Here is a 20222-nt window from a genome sequence, read left to right on the forward strand (position 1 = left end):
ATCTAAAATTAGGCCAAGTGTTCAAACAGTCGCGCGACCGCCTCAGCACCTGGATCAGCGTGACCGACCAAATGCTTGGCATTGACATAGGAAGCGCGGCCCGCATTCGCCTTGCTCATGTGGGCAGTGCGATCGGCACCCGCACGCGCGGCTTTCGCCGCCTCGGGCAGGCTCTCTTCCAGGGCATCAAGGGCCGGCGCAAGGGCATCGACCATGGTGCGGTCACCCGGACGTGCCCCGCCGATCTCCTGCATTCTTCGCAACCCGGCCTGCAACGCTTCGCGCATTGGCAAGCCGCTTGAGGCGGCATCGCCCGCTGCGGCGAAGAAGATCGCGAGGAGCACACCGCACGAGCCTCCCATGGTTTGGGAAAGCTCCAAGCCAATGGCTCGATAGAGCTGGGTATGGTCGGCAAGCGGCAAGCGGTCCACGGCGCTGATCAGGGCGCGTGCCGCGCCGGCTAGCGTGCTGCCGGTGTCGCCATCGCCTGACTTCGCGTCGAGCGCGTTGAGGTCGTTCTCGGCGGCGATCAGAACCTCGCAGCAACTGGTCAGGAACTCCCTGGTCGGCTTGTGCATCGAGGGCATCGGAACGACAGCCATCAGGCCGTCCGGAAGCGCCTGAATCGCGACCTGGCCTAGCCGGGAGACCCGTGGCCATGCCGCCAGCGGCGTGTGCTGCTTGAGCAGGGCGATCTCGGCATCGTCGGCAGGATAGGCCGAAATCGAGAAGCCATGCATGTCGAGCGATGTCATCATGGCCGCCGGCCCGATGACGTGGGTTATCCGCTCGCCAATCGCTGACTGCCGGATTTCGTTGAGGATGATCGACATCTCGATGACCGACGTGCCGCCGAGATTGTTGACCATAGCGACATGCGGCTTTTCTTCCATTGCAGCTGACAGGCGCTCGACCATGGCAGCGACAGCTTCGCTCGCGTCCTTGAACTCGACCTGCTCGACCCCGGCTTCACCGTGGATGCCAAGCCCAAGCTCGGCCATTCCGGGCGGGATGCGATCCTCCTTTGGCGAACCTGGGATGGTGCAGGTGTTTAGCGACATGCCGATGCTTTTTGTCTTTGACACGACCTTGCGCGCGGCCGCGGCGACGTGCGCCAAGTCGGCACCATTCTCGGCCAACGCGCCGGCTATCTTGTGCACGAAAAGCGTGCCGGCGACGCCGCGGGCTTGGGGCAAGTCGGGCAACGCCACATCATCGTCGACGATGACTATCTCGACATTCAAGCCAAACTGGCGAGCGCGTTCGGCCGCCAGCCCGAAATTCAATCGGTCACCGGTATAATTCTTGACGATGAGCAGGCAGCCGGACGATCCCGTCACGGCAAGGATGCCTGCCAGTACCGCGTCGACTGTCGGCGAGGCGAAGATGTCGCCGCACACCGCAGCCGTCAGCATTCCTTCCCCGACGAAACCCACATGTGCCGGTTCGTGGCCCGATCCGCCTCCCGAGATCAACGCGACCTTGGACTTGTCCCAGTCATTGCGTACGACCACCCGTATATGCGGATAGCCGTCGAGCCGCGCCAGCTTACCGCCAGACGCCGCGACCAGACCATCGACGGCTTCGGTGACGATGCTTTCTTTGGTGTTGGTGAACTGGGCCATGTTTTCGGCTCTGTTGCAAAAAATGATTTTTGATAAAAAGTGAATTTAAAAGTATTAAAAAATATTTAGTTAAAAATTAAAATATAGCTGTTTCTTATTTTTTGCAACAGAGCCCCTGTAGATACCGAATTGCCTTTCAATGAGCCAGATTTCTCCTGTGAGGCCTTGGCCCAATTTCCAAACGTCCAGCTGTCCTTTCTTAAGCATCCGCATGAGCTCGAAACCGTTGATGGTGGCGTAGGCTGTTTTCATCGATTTAAAGCCGCGCACCGGGTTTATCAAGCGTTTGAGCTTGCCATCAGCTTCGATAATATTGTTCAGGTATTTTACCTGCCGGTGCACGGTGTCCGGCGGACGCTTTACTTCCGTTTTTAATTCGGTAATGGCGGACCTGTAAGCGGGCGCCTTGTCGGTATTGATAGCACCGAGGTGCGCCCAGGGTTTCATGGATTTCAGGGCTTTGCCCCAGAAAACGTTTGGCAGCTTGGGTATTGCGAGTAGCGGAGAGATAGAAATCAATCGTATGGCCTTTTTTATCAAGTGCCCGGTAGAGATACGTCCACTCCCCTTTTACTTTTACGTAGGTTTCATCCACCCGCCAACTGTAGCCCATGGGAGGTTTCCAATACCACCTCAGGCGCTTTTCCATTTCGGGCGCGTAATGCTGAACCCAACGGTAGAGCGTCGTATGATCTACATCAAGACCACGTTCCAGCATCATTTCCGCCAAATCACGATAGCTGATCCCGTATTTGCAATACCACCTGACACAACCCAGAATCAGCTCACCACGGAAATGACGCCACTTAAAATCTGACATTTGAGGATTGTCCTGAAAAATACAATGGTGCACCTCGCTTCTTATTTTTTGCAACAGAGCCGTAGCCGGGAGGCTACACAAATGGGGGTGGGAGGCAGTTGATAAAATATGTTATCAACGGTAAATAGTTATCACCTCAATGCTTGTTTTTATGTAGTTGACAGGCTACTTCTTTTTATGTAGTTGACAGGCTACTTCATTTTTTATTGCAAAATTTAACCGAAATTTAATCGTTTTATTACAACCCATACTTTCCCTTTCACTGCAATTCGAAGGCTTGCAGCCTTAATAAACCATTTCACGTCAGGTCGCCTGTTGCTCTCGGGCAATCCCACGCGTGCTGAATAGGACCTACCTATTACCGCTAGCTTTTTTTTCGTTTCGTTTTGCCATTTTGGGATTTCCAAGAGATCCGTCTAATCATCCTGATGATTTATGTAGGACTGCTCGCTATGGGTTTTAACAATTCCCTGCTGTTGTTAGAAGGATCGGCCCGGTTCACGGCTCTATCCACCCTCCATCAAGTGAAGGCGTCGCTAGGCAAAGAACGTGATTGCGCTATATGCGCCGCTTCCCCAATTGGTGTATCTATATCCAGCCAGCGCCACGCATGGCGCAGTTTTTGGCAGGCAATCTTCCAGCTTGGTGAGTCGCTGTGGCTTGCTTGTCGGCAAAGCTATTTATGAGTAGCCATCAGGCTCAATAGGATCAACCAGAGCGGACTTTCCAGGAGGGGGAATAAAACCCCAGCGCATCACGGAACCCTCGCAGCCTCTGTCAGTATCGCGCACGGAGAATATTTCCATGATCTGTGCTCGATCTCAACACTTACCTCGTGAGGAACAAAACCATCGCTGTCTTCGGTGTGACAGCTAAGCTGTCGCTCTCTCGTTAGGGCTAGCCCTAGTGAGAGATAGTTTACTCATCATAAACTATCTATTTCGCTGAGTAATGATTGCAGCTTTTCTATCTCGACCGGCTTGGTAAGGTGATAATTGAATCCAGCAATTAGCGCTCGTCGGCGGTCATCTTCGGATCCCCATCCGGTCAATGCTACAAGGATCAAGCCCTTCATGTTCGAATCAGAACGCAGTTGTTGTGCAACCTCATACCCGCTCAGGCCAGGAAGGCCAATGTCGAGGAACATTACGTTAGGTTGAAAGGTTTGAGCGGCTTTAAGAGCGTCCGGTCCAGTGTGAACCGTCTCTACCGTATGTCCGGACAACATAAGGAGCATGGCGAGTGTCTCAGCACCATCCACATTGTCGTCCACCACCAGAATGCGACGGGGAACAGATAAGCTACAGGAGTCACTTGCCCCAGCAACTTGCCTCTTGATTATTTGCGTTGCGGCAAGGGGAAAGCGGACAACGAACGTGCTGCCTTGCCCTAGGCCTTGGCTTTCCGCCGCGATGGATCCGTTATGCATTTCAACAAGGCGCTTGACGAGGGCTAACCCGATGCCCAATCCTCCCTGTGAGCGATCCAGGGTTTTCCCGACCTGACTGAATAATTCAAATACCTCTGGCAGAGCCTCTGACGTAAGACCGGCTCCGTTATCCCGCACCCTGATGATCACTTCGCTGCCGTCTCTCTCGGCAGACAACTCAATTCGTCCTCCTTTGGAAGTGTACTTCGCCGCGTTATTCAGGAGGTTACTTACTACTTGGGCCATACGCGTTGGATCGGCGTCAAGCAGGAGCGACTCTTTAGGACTCGAAATGAACAGCCTGTGCTGGTTTTCCTCAATAAGGGGCCGACTTAGTTCAAGAGCTGCATCCAGTACTGTGCGAACCTCTACTCGCTCCTTCTTGAGTTGGATCTTTCCGCTGGTGATACGGGAAACGTCAAGCAGATCGTCGATGAGGCGGACCATATGTTCCACCTGTCGCTCCATGATCTCCCGGGTCCTCACCGTGGCCTCCATCGAAGGTGCCAGCTTGAGCACGGCAAGTCCGTTACGAACGGGGGCAAGAGGATTTCTCAGTTCATGAGCCAGCGTGGCGAGGAATTCATCCTTGCGTCGATCCTGCTCCCGCACCTGCTCATAAAGATAGGCGTTTTCGATCCCGGCAGAGGCAATCGCGGCAAGCTGTACCAGAATCGCTTCGTCCTCTTCGGTGAATTCGCCTTGAGCCTTGTCGGTGAGTTGGACCAAGCCGAGGTTTTTCCCTCCGTGGCCGATCAGCGGCACGGCGAGCCACCCCCTCATCGGCGGATGATCTTTGGCATGTTTTCCAAACCCTTTCCACGCTGGGTGGGCTTCCAGCTCTTGTTGAGTCATCCGCATCGGACGATTGGTCCGACATACCTCCATGTAAATGCCCGATCCATCCATCTTCTCCGAATAGGTATGGTAGCCGGCATACTTGTCCGACAGTGATACCGCTCTAATCGCCTGTGTCCAGTTTTCTGAAATAGTCACGGAAGTCACCGCTTGATGGGCTCCAAGCATGGAGCAGGCTTCTTCAGTCAAAATCCGGACAATGCTGTCCACCGACCACTCCACGTTCATCGACTGGCTTGCATTGGCTACCCGTGCCAGAAGTGCAGCACGGCACTTCTCCATTCCCAGGAGAGCGGCCATTTCTTCTTCGGATTGCTTCCGCTCCGTGACATCCCGGTATGTGACGACCGCTCCAGCGGGTCGGCCATCGACCATTATTGGAGCAACAGAGTAGGTAACTGATAGCGTGCTGCCATCCTTCCGCCAGAAGACATCGTCGTCCACGCGCGCCGGCACACTCTTACGCGCGGCTAAGGCAATAGGGCACTCACTGACCGCGTAATGACGGCCGTCCGGGCGTGTATGGTGAATGGTGTCGTGCAGGTGCCGACCAACGAGCTCTTGGGCCTGATAGCCAAGCATTGCCGCTCCAGCCGGATTCATGTAGGTGCAGCGGAAATCTGGCCCCATTACATAAAGACCATCACCGACGGATTCAAAGATGGCCCGCAAGTGCTCTCGGCTTTCCTGAAGATCCTTCTCGACCTGCTTGCGGTCGGTGATATCAAGCAGGTTTCCGGCATACCCGAGAAATTGGCCTTCAGGGGAGAAGCGAGGGCGGCCTGCGTCGATGATCCACCGGTACACGCCATCGGCCCGCCACAGCCGATACTCGATGGAGAAAGCTTCATTCCGCTCGTTTGCTAAAAGGAAATGTTTGCTTGCTGTCTCCCGATCTTCCGGATGCACGGCATTGAGCCACCCGAAACCCAGGCCTCCGTCCTCGCCTTGGCCGGTGAACTCGTACCACCCGTGAGAGAGGAAAGAGCAGAAACCGTCTGGCTCCGTCACCCAGAGCATGGCCGGAGCGGCGTTGGCAAAACCATGAAATCGCTCTTCGCTTTGCTGGAGAGCCTGCTCGGCCCGGCGCCGCTGCGAAACGACAGCCATCTGGTTGGCAGCAAGCTCCAGCAGCAGCCGGTCTTCCTCCGTTGGAAAGTCTGCGCGTTGGGAACCAGTGATTAAAACGTCATGCTCTTCCAAGCCGGATCGATTGAGAGTCATTCGCAGAGTGCCGGATCCAAACGGATCAGGCACTATAGCAACTGGAATCGAAGCAGCATCGGTCAAGAGCGAAGCGAGCCAGTCCCATGTTTCCGAAATGCAGCGGTCGGCATCAGGACGATGCTTGCTGCATATAGCCTCCGTAAAGCCAGAGCTTTTGGGCTGGAGAAGGCGGATGTAGACCAAGTCAAGATCAAGAGTACTTGAGAGAATCTTAGCGAGCCTCTTGGCAATATCCTCCGGTTCTAGACCAGCCCACGCCCCAGACAGGGTCGAGAGAGCTAGCAAATCCCGCATTGTTCGCCGCAAGCGGCGTACTGCATCAGTATCGTTTTCAGCTACATCCATCGAGTTGTTAGTCCTCCTGGTACATCTGCCGGCGTATGGAGCGATTACTCTTCAGTGGTTCGTGCCTGACCCGCGAGAGCCAATTGAAGACGCGGGAGGGAAAGTGAGTAGAAGTTCTTTAAGCACTTTCTCAGAGGGAACATGGAAAAGATTCTCTGGACACTGCCAATGATAACCATCGGAGGCGACAGGTAAAGACGTTCAATTATTTTACCAATAAGGACCCAGGGACTATTCCCTTATCCAGCGATCCGGCAATGAAAATAATGGGGTTCAAACCGTAAGGCGGCATGGGCCCTAAAAGACTATGCTCATGGCTGAGCTAATTCGTTTATCGGCGCTATCAGCTCTCTCGTATTGTTATTCGGATCGACTCGGTTCACTGCTCTATCTAATCTCCACCAAGTGAAGGCTTCGGTAGGCAGAGAGCGTGTTTGCGCGATATGCGCCGCTTCCTCAACCGGCGTATCAGGGTCCATCCAGCGCCACGCATCCTCCGGTTCCAGCACAACGGCCGGCGGTCATGTATAACCACCATGCCGCCTTCACAGTCCTCGGTGACAATGACGAACCCGACTTCAACGTTTTGCTCGGTGTAGGGGCGGAAGTTGGTTAGCCCAGCTATGAAAATCGTCGCCTCGACCTTGCGGGTGATATACCAGGGTTGCTTCTTGCCGCCCTCTACCGTCCGCTCGAACCAGCCCCCTCCAGGAATGATTACCCTCCCCTCGCGGAACATGTGCCGGAAATAGCGCCCTGTCAGGGCTTTTTCTACACGCGCATTAATCCAGGGTTTTCTCTTCGCAGCAGCCTCGCTAGGTGTCCGATAGCCCCCGGTTTTGCCGATGAATTCCACCTTGCGATTGCGCAACATGATCATCCAGGGGCACAGGCCGGGCGCGATGTTGTACGACGCGATATGATCGCCACCGGTCCACTCGCGATCATCGCTGGTATCCGCTCCTAGCGCCCGCGTGTAATACTTGCGCGTTCCGGATTGTTCAAAACGTCCCCCCATATCTCATACTGCGCCCGGTCAACCGCTTTCGCAATTCGTTGCTTCAGTAAATACGTTGGCTGCGCGCGATTTACATTACCGATTTACTCGCAGTTTATCATCCATGGCACGCCGAATTGATCGATAAGCATGCCAAACCGGGCCGCCCAGAAAGTTTCCTGCAGCGGCATTCGCACTGTTCCATTTTCCGCTAATGCGTGGAAAATACGTTCTGCATCTGCCGGGGCCTCGACATTCAGCGCTACGGAAAAGCCTTTCATCTCCTCAAAGTGATCGGGTGGACTGTCGGAACCCATCAATACCGCGTCTCCCACCGTCAGGCGAGCATGCATGATCTTATTGCGCCATTCAGGTGGTCCTTGCTCCGCCATCGGCGAGCTTCCGTGGGTGAGCATTACCAGGATCTTTCCGCCGAGGCGCTCCTCATAGAATTTGAAAGCTGCCTCGCATTGACCATTGAAAACAAGATAAGGGTTCAGTTGCATGGCACGCTCCTTAAGGTGGTTGATGATTCGAGAAACCAGGCTGTATCGTGTAATATCCGAAATCCGGCAAGTGCCCGCCTCCGATTTTTATAGCTCTGCGTCGGCCATATGCATTATTCTGGCGGAGCGGTTCCGTCACGTTTCAGGTTCGCCCTTTCCCGCCAGTTGCGCTCGCATACGCTCCTCCTGCTCCCTCAGTTCGGGGGTGAACTCCGCACCGAAGTCGCTTGCTTCAAATACTTGGCGAATTTCTATCTCAGCCTCTCCCTCAAGGGGATTGGGACAGCGTTTAACCCATTCTATCGCCTCTTCCCTGGATTTTACCTGGAGCAGCCAAAAGCCGGCAATCAGCTCTTTCACCTCGGGAAAGGGTCCTTCAATTACGGTTCTCTTCCCATCCGAGAATTTCACGCGCGCGCCCTTCGAACTTGGGTGCAGCCCCTCGCCCGCAAGCAATACGCCAGCGTTAAGGAGCTCTTCGTTATACTTGCTCATATCGGTAAGGAGCTTTTCGCTTGGCATAACGCCCGCTTCAGTATTTTTATCGGCCTTGAGCAAGATCATGAATTGCATGGTTATTTCTCCATTTAATTTAGGTTTGGCGAATTCCGGGTTCAGTCTCCATACAGCGTGAGACTTAACGAGGGGTTAACTTAAGTTCAGCTTGGCAGCTCGACTCCGAATATTACTATGCTTGATGCGAGCAATCACTCGGCATTCTCCTGCCGAATGAGACCGAGACGTATTTTTGCACATGCTCCATTCTCATTCTCCATTCTGCTTACCGTAACAGATTATCATGAGCGTCCCATCCAGCTTATTTTTCCCCGCTTCCTTTTGTTCCCGCCAGAGTGAGTATGCATGCCATCAGTTGCCGGTCGTCGAGATGCGGAATTCGCGGACTGATTCCATTTCACGCATCACATCCGCAAGCGCTGAAGTTCCGCCGAGGTCTGTGGTTCGAATATCCATGCGGTATTCAAACAAGGCCGCCGAAGTGATGCGATAACTCATCGTCACAACTTCAAACCCGTGGTCCACCACGAGTTTTCGGATTTCGCTTTCCGACATGATGTTGCCGCGATCAAAGCTGACATGATATTGAGCATATAGCTGACGGGGGAGTCTGTCCTCAATCAAGCGGAACAAAGAGAGAATACCGAGCGTCAGGATAGTTCCAAGAATGCCGGGAATAAAAAATCCTATACCCATCAAAATGCCGATGCCTGCCGTGATCCAGATCGAAGCGGCGGTGGTCAAGCCGCGAACGCTCAAACCCTCCTTGAAAATCACGCCCGCACCCAGAAAACCTATCCCCGTCATAATTCCCTGAGCCATTCGGGTCGGGTCCATTCTGATGGCGTCGATCGGAACGTCCGGAAGCCATTTCCACTGGTATAGGGTGATCAGCATCAGCAAACTGGAGGCGAGACTGACGAGCGCATGCGTTCTGAAACCGGCAGGATGGCCGTGCAAGCTTCTTTCCATGCCGATGGCGCCCCCTGCCACCAACGCTGCGACAAGATGCATGGCGATTATCAGGAAATCGCCATCAATGTTCATAATGGACTCCACGATTATGATCCTTGACCCGGTCAACCAACTGAGCGAATAGTCACAGCCCTCAGCCTGTACCGGCAGGCATAATGACTGATGTCAATCCTAATGATGCGGATCAGGCCTTAAGTGCTTGAAATGGCTGTTTTGATGAAAACGGAATGAACAGCACGATAACAGTTCATTGTATAAAAAAATTTCGACCCATAGCACTCGATCGACGTAACGCGGTCAAACTCAGTATAGGTGAAATTTTTTTGGCAAGGAGATCGCCATGAAAACAATGCATGAAATATTGATGGCCGCGGCGCCAACGCAAGTGACGCGGTGCAAAATTGCCATGCTGGAGATCGCGCATGGTCACTGGGCTGCCGCTGCGTCGACGATGGAAGATGCGGCATACGAATCGGAACCTGGAGAATGGGCCCTCGATTGCATGCAAATGAGGGACTTCTGCATGATGATGGATATGGTTAAATCCCATGGAATCAAGGGAATAGAGGAAGTTGCGATAACAGAAGTAGACCGGCTATTGATGTAAAGAGGTCGCGGTAGCGGTATTTGCAGTAGTGGTATCTGTATCTATAGGTAATTTCTCTACGCACGAGGGGGATTTTTTGGGAATCCTCTTTTTTTTGCCTAGCCTGGTTAAGCGTACCCCTGCCGCGGAGGTCACGCAGCTCCGCCGCTGGCGCTGATATTCTGCCCCGTAACCCAGCCCGCTTCTTCGCTGACCAGAAAGAGTGCCACGCGCGCAATGTCTTCCGGTTCGCCAATGCGACCCTGGAAGGACATTGCCGCCATCCGTTCGATCGTTTCCTTATTTTTTCCCGAATTAAACATTTCGGTATTGATCGGCCCTGGTGAAACGATATTGGCTGTCACGCCCCGTTCTCCCATCTCCTTCGCAAAGACGCGCGTCAATTGTTCTACAGCGCCCTTGCTTGCCGCATAAGCGCCATAGTTCGGCAGCATAAGCCGGGTAACAGTGCTGGAGAGGCTGACCACGCGTCCACCATCCGCCATCCACTTTGCAGCCTCCCGCAGGGCATAAAAAACGCCTTTTACGTTAATGCTCAGGACGCGGTCAAACTCTTCATCGCTGATGTCGGCAATTTGCCTGGATAGAAGCACGCCCGCATTATTGACGAGAATATCAAGGTGCTTGAAGCGTTCGATAGTGGCATCAAACAGCATTCGAACCTGAGCCGGGTCACTGACGTCTGCTTTAACCGCTAGCGATTCGCCGCCTGCTTCCGCTATCGCAGCGCATACCGCTTCGGCGGCACTCGGGTTCGCGGTAAAGTTAACCACCACCTTTGCGCCCGCGCCAGCCAGCGTACGAGCGATTTCCGCACCGATGCCCCTCGACGAGCCGGTGATAATGGCAACTTTATCCTGAAGCGGTTTTTTCATTTCCGTGTTTCCGTATGAATGCAAAGTGCGCGGTGTTCCGTGCGCGGAGCTTGTTTTCGCTACCTCTGCTATCTGTTGTCGCTTGCATCGGCGGCATCAAGTTAACGACTCATTCAGACGGGCTGGTCTTCGGCGAAGCTCAATTCTATTCCGTTCCCTGCCGGATCCTTGAAAAATAGCTGGGCTATGCCAAGAGAAGGTACTTTACTTCTCCGGAATTCGACATTGTGCTGCTTCAGGCGCTCCTCCATTTCCGGACGATCAGTACAGGTAAACGCCACGTGATCAAAAGTGGTGGCGATATGCGTAAGGCGCACTTCATCCGGGCGTGCCTGGCTCAAGTGGAGAACACATTGATCGCCGGCATAAAGCCAATACCCAGGACTCTCTAAAGATGGACGTTGACCTTGCGCAAGTCCCACTATCTCGCAATAAAAATCCTTGAGCTGATTCATGAGCTCGCGCGGAGCGCGCAAATTGTAATGATTGAATCCAATCGTGCTCATGTCACTCCTGTCAGTTACGGGTCAACTTTCGGAAGACCCGGTTATTTCGTCGCTCCGCCGGCTTTCAACACCTCAGCTATTTGGCCATGATTTTTGCTCAAAGCCCAATCCAATGCCGTTTTTCCCAACTCATTCCTGATATTGGGATCGGCGCCGTTTTTCAGAAGCACTTTTGCAGTATCCACATGATTGCCGCGAGCCGCCATCATTAATGCAGTTGATCCGTTGCTGGATATCGAATTGGCTTCCGCGCCCCCCTCCAGTAATAACTGGGCGATTTTCGCGTGACCGGCGGTTGCGGCATAAAGCAGTGGATTCCACCCCTTATGGTTGATTTCCGCTCCCTTTACATACAGTTTCTCGACGATATCCCCAAGCCCGTTATAGCTGGCGAGCATAATGGCGGTTTCGCCATATTTATTGCGCAAATTGAGCTTTGCGCCAGCCTTTATCAGCAAATCAACGAGCTCGGCATTTTTGTTGCGTACCGCAACCATCAAAAGCGTATTTCCCTGCGCATCAGACGTGTTAGGGTCGGCACCTTTAGCTAGCAACTCCCTTATGTCTGTAATGTTATTGTCCTCAGCCGCCCAACGTAGATCCTCATAGGCTCCTGCCAGCGCAACCGGCGGCTGGCACAGGTTGACAGCAAGCATCAGACCAGCCATGAAAAAGAATTTTCCTGGTAAGCTCATCATTCACGCCGCCTTGAATAAGTTGAAAAAATTTTCGGTCGTAGTTGTGCCTACTTCGTCGATGCTGATACCGCGCAATGCGGCTATTTCCCCCGCTACATGTCGCACAAAGGCAGGCTGATTCATTTTGCCGCGATGAGGCACCGGCGCGAGATATGGCGAATCTGTCTCTATGAGCATTCTTTCCAGTTTGATTCTCTTTGCCACATCCTTCAAGGCAATGGCATTCTTGAAAGTGACAATCCCGGAAAAAGAAATATAAAAATTCATTTCCATCGCTTGCTGGGCCACTTCCCAGCTTTCCGTGAAGCAATGCATCACCCCACCGACCTTATCCGCGCCCTCCTCCGCCATGATACGCAAGGTATCGGCAGCAGCCTCGCGCGTGTGAATGATGAGCGGTTTACCGCACTGCCGGGCGGCACGAATATGCTGGCGGAAGCGTTCCCGCTGCCATTCCAGATCGCCCTTCAGGCGAAAGTAATCCAGCCCCGTCTCCCCGATGGCGACGATTCGCGGATGTTCAGCCAGGGATGCCAGTTGCGATGCTTGCGGCTCGGCCAGATTTTCATAATCAGGATGAACACCCACTGAGGCAAACAGGTTCGGATGGGTTTCCGCCAACGCAAGCACTCGGGGAAAGTCTTCCAGGTTAACGCTCACGCAGAGTGCATGGCTAACATCATTCGCCCGCATTTTCTCCAGCAACTCGTTGAGGTTGCTCGACAGATCAGGAAAATCAAGATGGCAATGAGAGTCAACAAACATGGCTATGGAACCTTTGAACAAGTACTTCCCGTGGACCATCGGCGGTAGTTGACCGCAACCCGGCGTGGAATTGCAAGCGTACGATGAAGGGGTAGCTTAGTCTACGATGCCGACGAGTGCAACGCATGGGGTGGATATTGCCCCAGTCCAAATCAAGCATGGCTCGCTTATGCTTCTACTTGAGATGAGGGTGATGCCGGTGATAGCGCAGCGACATAGGAAAACAGCAACTCTTCCAGGAATAATCGAGTATTGAGGGGATGGCTTGCCAGCAGCTGTGCGCCAGCCAGTGTCCGCGAGTACGTGGCCAGTGAACGCGGCTCAATCCCTGGCGCCAGCAATTCTATGGCGGCGAGTCTGTCAAGATGATAGCGGACCTTGCCGGTCGTGCGAAAGCTCATCAAGTCGTAGCACCATTTCTGCAGCCAGTTGACCACCGTGGACAAGTCTGATTTTTGCAACGCCTCCGCCAGCGCAATCGGGCTGAGTTCGGCGAGTACGCTGATCTGTTCGATGAAGTCGCCGTGCCGCTCCAGATAATCGTCATCGTTGAATTCCAGCGCCGACAATGGCGCATACCCAGCGGAAGCCAGGCATGTTTCCGGATCTTTGATCCCCTGCTGCTTAAGCCAGGCAATGGCGGTTGCAGGATCAGGCACGGGCATTGCAACTTGCAGGCACCGGCTGCGTATGGTCGGCAGCAAATACTGCGCGTGATGGGTAACGAGAATGAACAGTGTTCGGGGCGGCGGTTCTTCCAGGTTCTTCAGCAGCGCATTGGCAGCGGCTGCATTCATGGTTTCTGCAGGATGGAGCAAGATGATCTTATATCCGTTCTGATGGCTGGATATATTGATGAAATCGGCCAGATCTCTTATTTGCGCGACACTGATCTGCTTGCTTGGTTTTTTCCTGGATTTTGCGTTGCTGGATTCCGTCGTGGCGCCCGAGGCAGACCCAGGCGTGGAGCCCGGCCCGATATCGCTGCTTCCATCCTCCCCGTTATCATCGGGCGATCCTGACATGGCTTCTGGCTCGATCAGGCGATAATCCGGATGACTGCCTTGTTCAAACCAGCGGCAGCTGGCACAAGTTTGGCATGCCTCGCCCTCAGCAGATGGATTCTCGCAGAGCCTGGATTTGGCCAGGTAACGGCCGAATGCAAGCTTGCCCAAGCCCTTTCTGCCCCTCAGCAGCAAGGCATGGACTGATGACCTCCTGCTTCCTTGAACATCCTGGGCCAATCTCCGCCAGGCTTCTTTTTGCCATGAATAAATATTCTTCATCAACAAAAGGATAGGATGATTTTTTCAACTGATTCCTTAACTTCCTCGAGAGTCTGGTTTGCGTCTATTACAGAGATACGCCGCGGAAAACGGCGAGCTCTTTCCAGGTAGGCATTTCGTACTCTCCCGAAAAACTCATCCTGTTCCGCTTCGAACCGGTCAGCTGGCTTGATGGCATCTATTCGTTGCCTGCCCAATTCGACTGTTACGTCGAAATAAAGCGTGAGGTCAGGTTGAAATTCTCCTTGCACCCAATGCTCGAGCTTATCGAGTTTCTCCATTGCCAAACCCCTGCCACCGCCCTGATAGGCGAAGCTGGCATCGGTGAACCGATCTGAAAGCACCCAATCGCCGCGATCCAGCGCCGGCAGGATAATCTTGTCCAAGTGCTCCCGGCGCGCTGCGAACATAAGCAGAGCCTCGGTTTCTGGATGCATGGCCTGGTCACTGTCAAGCAAAAGCTCGCGCAATCCTTCGCCCAAACGGGTGCCGCCCGGCTCGCGTGTCACGACTACGCTTTTCCCCCTGCTACGCAAAAGGCTCGCAAGCCAGCCAAGGTGTGTACTCTTGCCTGCGCCGTCTATGCCTTCCAACGTAATGAATTTACTCTTGGACGATCTGGAAACTGTCATTCTCGCGATTGCTGGTCAGGGCGGATGGCTGGGTGTATTAGAAAACTGCTTTCCATTTTTGTCCCATATCATTATCACCACGCAGTTTAACTTATACTCGCAAACGGCAATAGCCTTGTCTGATATCCTGATTTCATCGAACCCAAAGCCAAAACCAATCACTAAACGATAAGCACCAGAAATTGGAGTCCCGCGTTAAACAGGTATACCATCATATTCAACAAAACCAACATATCCAGGAGTTCATCCATGAAACGGCACATAAAGAGCTTATGGACGCAATACGCAGCCATAATTGCTTTGGCTTTGGGACTATCCTTGCCCAATGCTTTCGCAGGACAGGTGGAGCAGGAGCCGGCGGCAAATGATATGTCCGAGACAACTTCGCGCCCTATCGGTGAACCGCTGACCGATTTCGAGAAATTGGAGTTATACCACCGGCGTTACAGTAACGCTGCCAATAGTATGGCTCAGTTATTCAAGCAACTGAATCAAAAAATCCAGGAGGTCTCGCTGGCAGTAAAAACTGTCGAAGCAAAAGATAATTCCCAAAACCGGCGCCAGCTGGAAACAAAACTACGGCAGCTGGAAAGCGCGCGGAGTTCCTACAGTACTCAATATTCGCAGTTGCACTCCCAGATGCAGAATGAGTATCGCAACTATATGGCCATGAGCGCCAATCTCAAGGCCCAGCACGATACCGCCGACATTTCAAAGAATCCGCAGGATACAGCCGAAGGCCGTAAAGATGCAAAGACGCAGCCTGCGAAGGTCAAGGCTTCGAAGGTGAAAGACCAGAAGGGAACGAAGGTAAAAACCAGGGAACCCGAAACGCAATATCTACAGGCCGACGACAACGCGGCTAAAGATCCCCGCATCATGGATTTGGATACCACGGAGCTCAGGGAGAGGCGCGACGGGAGCGGTCGTCCGAATACAGGCTTGACTCCGAACCCGGCATCGGGCCCAGCCTTGAACGCCGTGCACTAGCGTTCTGTGGACACCGCTTGTAGAAACCCACTCGCCTGATCCCGCGAAAGCAGAGTAGGAAAATGAGGGGAGAATTGCCCGTTATTCGAGGAGTCCGGGAGGTAAAAGCTGCGGGCACACAACGTGCAACCGAGCCTTTGAAGTGAGTCCAAAAAGTATAAGGCGACAATAAACGTAGGGCAGTGCGGCGTGTGGGCATTTCCTCGATACCTCGATACCTGCCTCCCGACTATTTGCGAATACCCCATACCTGGGCTAGACGCGCATCGCGGCCACAGCCGTTACGGTAATAGGAATAGCGGACCGGATTTTTTTTGTAATAATCCTGATGATATTCCTCTGCCGGGTAAAATTCCGTGGCGGGCAAAATCTCGGTCACAATAGGTTGCGTAAAACGACCAGAGGCTTCGAGTTCGGCTTTGGATGCCTCGGCCTGTCGCCTTTGATCAGCATTACGATAAAAGATTGCGCTGCGATATTGCGAGCCCTCATCACAGAACTGTCCATTAGGAGTGAGGGGGTCGATCGTCGGCCAGAATGCAATCAGCAGCTTGGCGAAACTAATCTTTTCAGGATCGAAGCGCACCTGCACTGCTTCAATGTGACCGGTTTTTCCTGAAGACACCTGCTTATAAGTTGGATTTGCCACCTTGCCACCGATATAGCCGGATGTGGTGGATACTACACCGGGGACCTTGTCGAAATCCGCTTCCGTACACCAGAAGCAACCGCCAGCGAAAATTGCGATGTCCGTAACGGAAGATCCGGCGGGCGAACCGGCATGCTGACTCGCTGATGGGCTGGCGGCCGAGGAGTTGAGGTGCGCGCCAGGCTGTTCGCATGCGGCTGACATGATCAGCATCATGCCCATCACCATGGCTTCGAACACCCGGCGGAAAGGCTGGGCGCGAGGCATGGCGTAAAATTTAAATGGCTTGAACATAGTCTGAGGCTGGAGGTGGTCAGCCTCTGAGTGGCGGCAACTGTTCACCCTTCAGCACGAACCGGAGCGCCAGCCCGTTGTTGCACCAACGCTCTCCCCTGGGAAGGGGTCCATCTTTAAATACATGGCCCTGGTGACCTCCGCAACGCGCGCAATGGTACTCCGTGCGCGGCAGAATCATTTTGAAATCGCGCCTCGTTTCCATATGACCCGCAATGGGCTGGGTGAAACTGGGCCATCCCGTGCCGCTTTCATATTTGTTCGCACTATCGAACAGCGGCAGATAGCACGCGGCGCAAATAAAGGTACCTTCCCGGTCTTCACGATTTAGCGCGCTACTGCCCGGCGGCTCCGTATCTTCTTCAAACAACACCTTATAAGCGGCGGGCGAAACCAGGTCGCGCCAATCTTCATGCGGTTTGTTCAGAGGTTTTACCGTTATCGCAGTTGACGTATTTACCGAGGTTTTGCTGTTTGAGCATGCCGAAATCAACGGCAGCCCGGCCAGCGTGGCGAGACTTTGCAGTACAGCGCGTCGATTCATGGGATCCTCCTTCTCCTTCGGTCATTACAACCTTTGACCGTGTACCCGCGGTTATGGTTCTTTGAGGGCCTGAGCAAGCCCTCCCGCTGCATTTCCCGAATGAAATCACGGATTAAAAAAATCGTTATTTCTCGATGGCGCCGATGATGGCATCCCTGCTGCTGTAACGCGGGCGCCATCCCGCGGCTTTCAGTTTTGCGTTACTCAAGGTCGCATCCACCAAAGCTGACCGGATCCAGGATGGGTGTACGGGTGAACCGAGATATTGCCAGCGAACGAATGTTATCAGGTGCGCCAGCCATAATGGGACGGTTATGGGCTTTGCACCGATAATTTCATAGACTTCACTGAGCCGGATGTTGCCGTCTGGAACAGCGTTAAAGACACCCGGCATATCGGCACGCACTGCTTGCCCAAAAGCCTCAGCCACATCCTCTTCATGCACAAATTGCGCGCGGGGATCGCGGCCCGGAAAATTTGCCGCGTTCTCGCGAAATCCCGCCACCGTAATGCGGTTGCGCGGGCCAATGATGTAGCTGAGGCGGAGCGAGGTCAATATGATCCCGGAAGGCTCCAGAATCTCCGTCAGTATCTTCTCCGCAATCGCCTTATTGTTCCAGTAATACATGGAGGAATCGCCTTTTCCGGTAGGAAATTCTTCTTTTACGTCATCTGTTCCTTGTACCAGGATGGGATCGTATGCCGAGATACTGCTGGCATAGATAACCTTTTGAGCACGGCTTTCGACCGCCGCTTGAGCCAGATTCCACGTGCCTCTTAAATTGATGTCATCGCGAACTGCCGCTGGCATTCTGGAGATCCACTGTACAAGGAACGCAGTGTGTACAACGACCTCATGCCCGGCCATTACGCTCGCCAGTTCAGGTGAACGGATATCCATCTTGACGAGATTTACTTTAGGCGAGAGAGGCGCCGGCGGCAATGTGTTGTTGATCAACCCGGTTATATGCTCGACCTCTGGCATATCTGCCAGATAAGCAACCAGCACATTTCCGAGATAACCGCCGGCTCCGGTGACAAAGACTTTCAAGCCCATAGGCAGGCCTTGGGACAACAGTTCTGGTGGCTGGAACAGGCTTTCGTACCTCGAGGGCTGAAAACCCGGTCATATCGATCTCCCCGTCCGGCAATTCGGCCTGCTGCCGGGAATTGACGGGAAAGAGCGTGTTTGCCAAGCCAGCTCATACCTTTGCCCGAGAGGCCGGTCGCAGTGGAGGTCGCAGCAGGTTGAGACCGGGCATAGGCTGGGTTGGACGTAATAAAAAATAACCCGCTTCGAGCACAAGTTTTATTCGAGCATTGGTTTCGCACTGGTTTCGGCGCTTCATTCGCTTCATTATGAAACAAGTTGCGCAAGAACTCCATGGAAGCTATCGAAATTGCCTTTCGAAAAGTAACCGGATTGAAATTTCACAAAGCTTTTACAGTAAAACAACAATTTCATCACACAGGCTATGTTAAATGAGAACTAGCTTCTCATCCCGGAAAAGGCTGCACCCGAGCGGTCAAGGGTAGTTTTACGCAACGTCGATTCTATAAGCCGTAAGCTTTTCTTTTCAAGAGAAAAAAAGTAAGGGACAGAACGGGGTAGAGAAGGATAGAGAGGGAACAAACTAGCGTGGCATCGAGTTCTTATAATTATTTCAGGGGAAATATCATGCGACAAGTTCGATCCTTTTTGCCTTCACTCACAGCAGGGGTAGTAATATCTTTACTCTCTATCCCTGCCTGGGCTGTTCCATTCACGGCAACCGGTCTTGTGACCGATAATCAGGCGTTAAATCCCGCACAACTTACCGATCCCGGCCTCAAGAATGCATGGGGGATGGCATACGCGCCCAACGGTCCGTTCTGGGTCTCCTCGAATGGTGCTGGAACATCGCCTTTATATAGCGTGGACCCGGCAACACAGGCTACTGCCAAGCTACAGTTGACAGTTTCGATCCCTGGCGGCGGTGTTACCGGGCAAGTGTTCAACAGCACCGCATCATTCAATGGCAATCGTTTTCTGTTCGTCAGTGAAAACGGCAGTGTTTCCGGTTGGCGCCCGGCGCTGGGTACAACCGGATTGATAAATGCCGAAACCATCGCCCCGGCCTCAACGGATAATATTTACAAGGGCGCAGCCATTGGTAGCGTTGCGGGGCAGGATTATCTGTATGCAGCCAACTTCAAAGCCGGCACCGTGGATGTCTACAAGGGCACTACCTCAGCGCCGGCGTTGACAGGCTCATTCACGGACCCGAGCCTTCCCGCGGGATATGCTCCTTTCAATGTTCAAAATCTCAACGGCTCGCTCTATGTCACCTATGCCTTGCAGGATGTAGCCAAGGAGGACGAAGTCGCAGGCTTGGGACTGGGTTTTGTCGACAGATATAACCTGAATGGCGACTTTGCGGAGCGGGTTGCGTCAGGCGGAACATTAAACGCGCCATGGGCAGTAGCTACCGCGCCATCATCGTTCGGCCCGATGGCAGGCGACCTGCTGGTGGGTAATTTCGGCGACGGCCACATAAACATTTACGACCCGAATACTCACGCGTTTCTTGGACAAGTGCTCGATGCCAGCAATAGACCGCTGGCGGTCGATGGATTATGGGCACTTTCCCCTGGAAACGATATGATGGCCGGGAGCAGCCACCTGTTGTATTTCACTGCTGGGCCCAATGAAGAAGCCCACGGGTTGTTTGGCGTTCTGACACCGGTTCCGGAGCCATCAACCTATGCAATGATGCTCGTTGGGCTTGGGGTATTAGGTCTGCTGATCCGGCGCCGCGCCTTGATTTAAAGAAGGGAAGGGACCTAATTTTTTCGGCTGATCGATACAAATCGACATGTCCTGGTCTGATTTCGCTGATCGGGACATGTCCCAAAAATACTTGACTTTATTTCTGATAGTTTTATCATGGAGCCGTTGGATAAGTGATCCCTCCTTTGTAAGCGGAAACTCTAAACCCGAACCCGGCCCGTCCGTTTTCGGGTTTTTTTATGACCGCTAAATTTACCCGAATTTAATCAATGACCTCGCGATGACTGCGGCCTGCAACCCGGGATCGC

At 53.3% G+C, this 20222-nt stretch carries 18 protein-coding genes and 1 pseudogene; 3 read left to right on the forward strand and 16 right to left on the reverse strand.

What is annotated here, in order from left to right; genetic code table 11:
* Nucleotides 1-8: 8 nt before the first annotated feature.
* From BLS94_RS02205 to BLS94_RS02235, 7 genes and pseudogenes are all read right to left on the reverse strand, one after another.
* Nucleotides 9-1625, reverse strand: a complete 1617-nt coding sequence (locus BLS94_RS02205; protein WP_090957576.1) for a dihydroxyacetone kinase subunit DhaK — start codon at nt 1623-1625, stop codon at nt 9-11.
* Between the two features lie 69 nt (nt 1626-1694).
* A pseudogene (locus BLS94_RS02210) lies at nt 1695-2445 on the reverse strand (IS6 family transposase).
* A 925-nt stretch (nt 2446-3370) separates the two neighbouring features.
* Complete coding sequence (locus tag BLS94_RS02215; protein WP_090957577.1) at nt 3371-6304, reverse strand: PAS domain S-box protein; 2934 nt, start codon at nt 6302-6304, stop codon at nt 3371-3373.
* Between the two features lie 391 nt (nt 6305-6695).
* Nucleotides 6696-7322 carry an SOS response-associated peptidase family protein gene (locus BLS94_RS02220; RefSeq protein WP_090957578.1) on the reverse strand — a complete coding sequence of 209 codons (627 nt, stop codon included), beginning with the start codon at nt 7320-7322 and terminating at the stop codon, nt 6696-6698.
* Nucleotides 7323-7405: 83 nt separating this feature from the next.
* A complete protein-coding gene (locus BLS94_RS02225) occupies nt 7406-7807 on the reverse strand; it encodes a VOC family protein (RefSeq protein ID WP_072767520.1) in 402 nt (133 codons plus the stop codon).
* A gap of 135 nt (nt 7808-7942) precedes the next feature.
* A complete protein-coding gene (locus BLS94_RS02230) occupies nt 7943-8380 on the reverse strand; it encodes a YciI family protein (RefSeq protein ID WP_072767521.1) in 438 nt (145 codons plus the stop codon).
* A gap of 294 nt (nt 8381-8674) precedes the next feature.
* Nucleotides 8675-9370: an MgtC/SapB family protein gene (locus BLS94_RS02235; protein ID WP_090957579.1), complete on the reverse strand. Its 696-nt coding sequence runs from the start codon at nt 9368-9370 to the stop codon at nt 8675-8677.
* A 268-nt stretch (nt 9371-9638) separates the two neighbouring features.
* Between BLS94_RS02235 and BLS94_RS02240 the strand changes: the two genes are divergently transcribed.
* Entirely contained in the window at nt 9639-9905 is a 267-nt protein-coding gene (locus tag BLS94_RS02240; RefSeq protein WP_072767523.1) for a hypothetical protein, read from the forward strand.
* Nucleotides 9906-10036: 131 nt separating this feature from the next.
* Here the strand turns inward: BLS94_RS02240 and BLS94_RS02245 are convergent, their stop codons facing one another.
* The 6 genes from BLS94_RS02245 to tmk all read right to left on the reverse strand — a co-directional run bounded on the left by BLS94_RS02245 (nt 10037) and on the right by tmk (nt 14667).
* Complete coding sequence (locus BLS94_RS02245; protein WP_090957580.1) at nt 10037-10780, reverse strand: SDR family oxidoreductase; 744 nt, start codon at nt 10778-10780, stop codon at nt 10037-10039.
* A 113-nt stretch (nt 10781-10893) separates the two neighbouring features.
* Entirely contained in the window at nt 10894-11286 is a 393-nt protein-coding gene (locus tag BLS94_RS02250; protein WP_090957581.1) for a VOC family protein, read from the reverse strand.
* Nucleotides 11287-11327: 41 nt separating this feature from the next.
* A complete protein-coding gene (locus BLS94_RS02255) occupies nt 11328-11984 on the reverse strand; it encodes an ankyrin repeat domain-containing protein (protein ID WP_256325248.1) in 657 nt (218 codons plus the stop codon).
* The gene (locus tag BLS94_RS02260; protein WP_090957582.1) at nt 11985-12749 is read right to left on the reverse strand and encodes a TatD family hydrolase; all 765 of its coding nucleotides are present in this window, start codon (nt 12747-12749) and stop codon (nt 11985-11987) included.
* 167 nt (nt 12750-12916) lie between these two features.
* The gene (gene holB / locus BLS94_RS02265) at nt 12917-14035 is read right to left on the reverse strand and encodes a DNA polymerase III subunit delta' (protein ID WP_090957583.1); all 1119 of its coding nucleotides are present in this window, start codon (nt 14033-14035) and stop codon (nt 12917-12919) included.
* On the reverse strand, nt 14035-14667 hold the full coding sequence (gene tmk / locus BLS94_RS02270) for a dTMP kinase (protein WP_090957584.1): 633 nt from the start codon (nt 14665-14667) through the stop codon (nt 14035-14037). The genes holB and tmk overlap by 1 nt, the downstream gene beginning before the upstream one ends.
* 249 nt (nt 14668-14916) lie before the next feature.
* Between tmk and BLS94_RS02275 the strand changes: the two genes are divergently transcribed.
* Nucleotides 14917-15657, forward strand: coding sequence for a hypothetical protein (locus BLS94_RS02275; RefSeq protein ID WP_090957585.1), 741 nt, complete (start codon nt 14917-14919; stop codon nt 15655-15657).
* A gap of 229 nt (nt 15658-15886) precedes the next feature.
* On the opposite strand, the gene msrA is transcribed toward BLS94_RS02275, so the two are convergent.
* From msrA to BLS94_RS02290, 3 genes are all read right to left on the reverse strand, one after another.
* On the reverse strand, nt 15887-16528 hold the full coding sequence (gene msrA, locus BLS94_RS02280) for a peptide-methionine (S)-S-oxide reductase MsrA (RefSeq protein ID WP_256325249.1): 642 nt from the start codon (nt 16526-16528) through the stop codon (nt 15887-15889).
* 91 nt (nt 16529-16619) lie between these two features.
* Nucleotides 16620-17144, reverse strand: a complete 525-nt coding sequence (gene msrB, locus BLS94_RS02285) for a peptide-methionine (R)-S-oxide reductase MsrB (protein WP_090957586.1) — start codon at nt 17142-17144, stop codon at nt 16620-16622.
* Between the two features lie 124 nt (nt 17145-17268).
* Entirely contained in the window at nt 17269-18201 is a 933-nt protein-coding gene (locus BLS94_RS02290; protein WP_090957587.1) for an NAD-dependent epimerase/dehydratase family protein, read from the reverse strand.
* A gap of 621 nt (nt 18202-18822) precedes the next feature.
* Here BLS94_RS02290 and BLS94_RS02295 point away from each other — a divergent pair.
* Nucleotides 18823-19953: a TIGR03118 family protein gene (locus BLS94_RS02295; protein WP_090957588.1), complete on the forward strand. Its 1131-nt coding sequence runs from the start codon at nt 18823-18825 to the stop codon at nt 19951-19953.
* The last annotated feature ends 269 nt before the right edge of the window (nt 19954-20222 follow it).

It is taken from the genome of Nitrosospira sp. Nsp18, from assembly GCF_900103145.1.
In the GTDB taxonomy this organism is placed as follows: Bacteria; Pseudomonadota; Gammaproteobacteria; order Burkholderiales; family Nitrosomonadaceae; genus Nitrosospira.

What these genes read in the sequence shown, in the direction of transcription:
- BLS94_RS02220 (WP_090957578.1), bottom strand. Translation starts at nt 7,322, where the DNA reads ATGGGGGGACGTTTTGAACAATCCGGAACGCGCAAGTATTACACGCGG.
- BLS94_RS02240 (WP_072767523.1), top strand. Translation starts at nt 9,639, where the DNA reads ATGAAAACAATGCATGAAATATTGATGGCCGCGGCGCCAACGCAAGTG.
- BLS94_RS02290 (WP_090957587.1), bottom strand. Translation starts at nt 18,201, where the DNA reads ATGGGCTTGAAAGTCTTTGTCACCGGAGCCGGCGGTTATCTCGGAAAT.
- BLS94_RS02230 (WP_072767521.1), bottom strand. Translation starts at nt 8,380, where the DNA reads ATGCAATTCATGATCTTGCTCAAGGCCGATAAAAATACTGAAGCGGGC.
- BLS94_RS02225 (WP_072767520.1), bottom strand. Translation starts at nt 7,807, where the DNA reads ATGCAACTGAACCCTTATCTTGTTTTCAATGGTCAATGCGAGGCAGCT.
- BLS94_RS02245 (WP_090957580.1), bottom strand. Translation starts at nt 10,780, where the DNA reads ATGAAAAAACCGCTTCAGGATAAAGTTGCCATTATCACCGGCTCGTCG.
- BLS94_RS02235 (WP_090957579.1), bottom strand. Translation starts at nt 9,370, where the DNA reads ATGAACATTGATGGCGATTTCCTGATAATCGCCATGCATCTTGTCGCA.
- tmk (WP_090957584.1), bottom strand. Translation starts at nt 14,667, where the DNA reads ATGACAGTTTCCAGATCGTCCAAGAGTAAATTCATTACGTTGGAAGGC.
- holB (WP_090957583.1), bottom strand. Translation starts at nt 14,035, where the DNA reads ATGAAGAATATTTATTCATGGCAAAAAGAAGCCTGGCGGAGATTGGCC.
- BLS94_RS02255 (WP_256325248.1), bottom strand. Translation starts at nt 11,984, where the DNA reads ATGATGAGCTTACCAGGAAAATTCTTTTTCATGGCTGGTCTGATGCTT.
- BLS94_RS02215 (WP_090957577.1), bottom strand. Translation starts at nt 6,304, where the DNA reads ATGGATGTAGCTGAAAACGATACTGATGCAGTACGCCGCTTGCGGCGA.
- BLS94_RS02260 (WP_090957582.1), bottom strand. Translation starts at nt 12,749, where the DNA reads ATGTTTGTTGACTCTCATTGCCATCTTGATTTTCCTGATCTGTCGAGC.
- BLS94_RS02205 (WP_090957576.1), bottom strand. Translation starts at nt 1,625, where the DNA reads ATGGCCCAGTTCACCAACACCAAAGAAAGCATCGTCACCGAAGCCGTC.
- BLS94_RS02250 (WP_090957581.1), bottom strand. Translation starts at nt 11,286, where the DNA reads ATGAGCACGATTGGATTCAATCATTACAATTTGCGCGCTCCGCGCGAG.
- BLS94_RS02275 (WP_090957585.1), top strand. Translation starts at nt 14,917, where the DNA reads ATGAAACGGCACATAAAGAGCTTATGGACGCAATACGCAGCCATAATT.
- msrB (WP_090957586.1), bottom strand. Translation starts at nt 17,144, where the DNA reads ATGAATCGACGCGCTGTACTGCAAAGTCTCGCCACGCTGGCCGGGCTG.
- BLS94_RS02295 (WP_090957588.1), top strand. Translation starts at nt 18,823, where the DNA reads ATGCGACAAGTTCGATCCTTTTTGCCTTCACTCACAGCAGGGGTAGTA.
- msrA (WP_256325249.1), bottom strand. Translation starts at nt 16,528, where the DNA reads ATGGGCATGATGCTGATCATGTCAGCCGCATGCGAACAGCCTGGCGCG.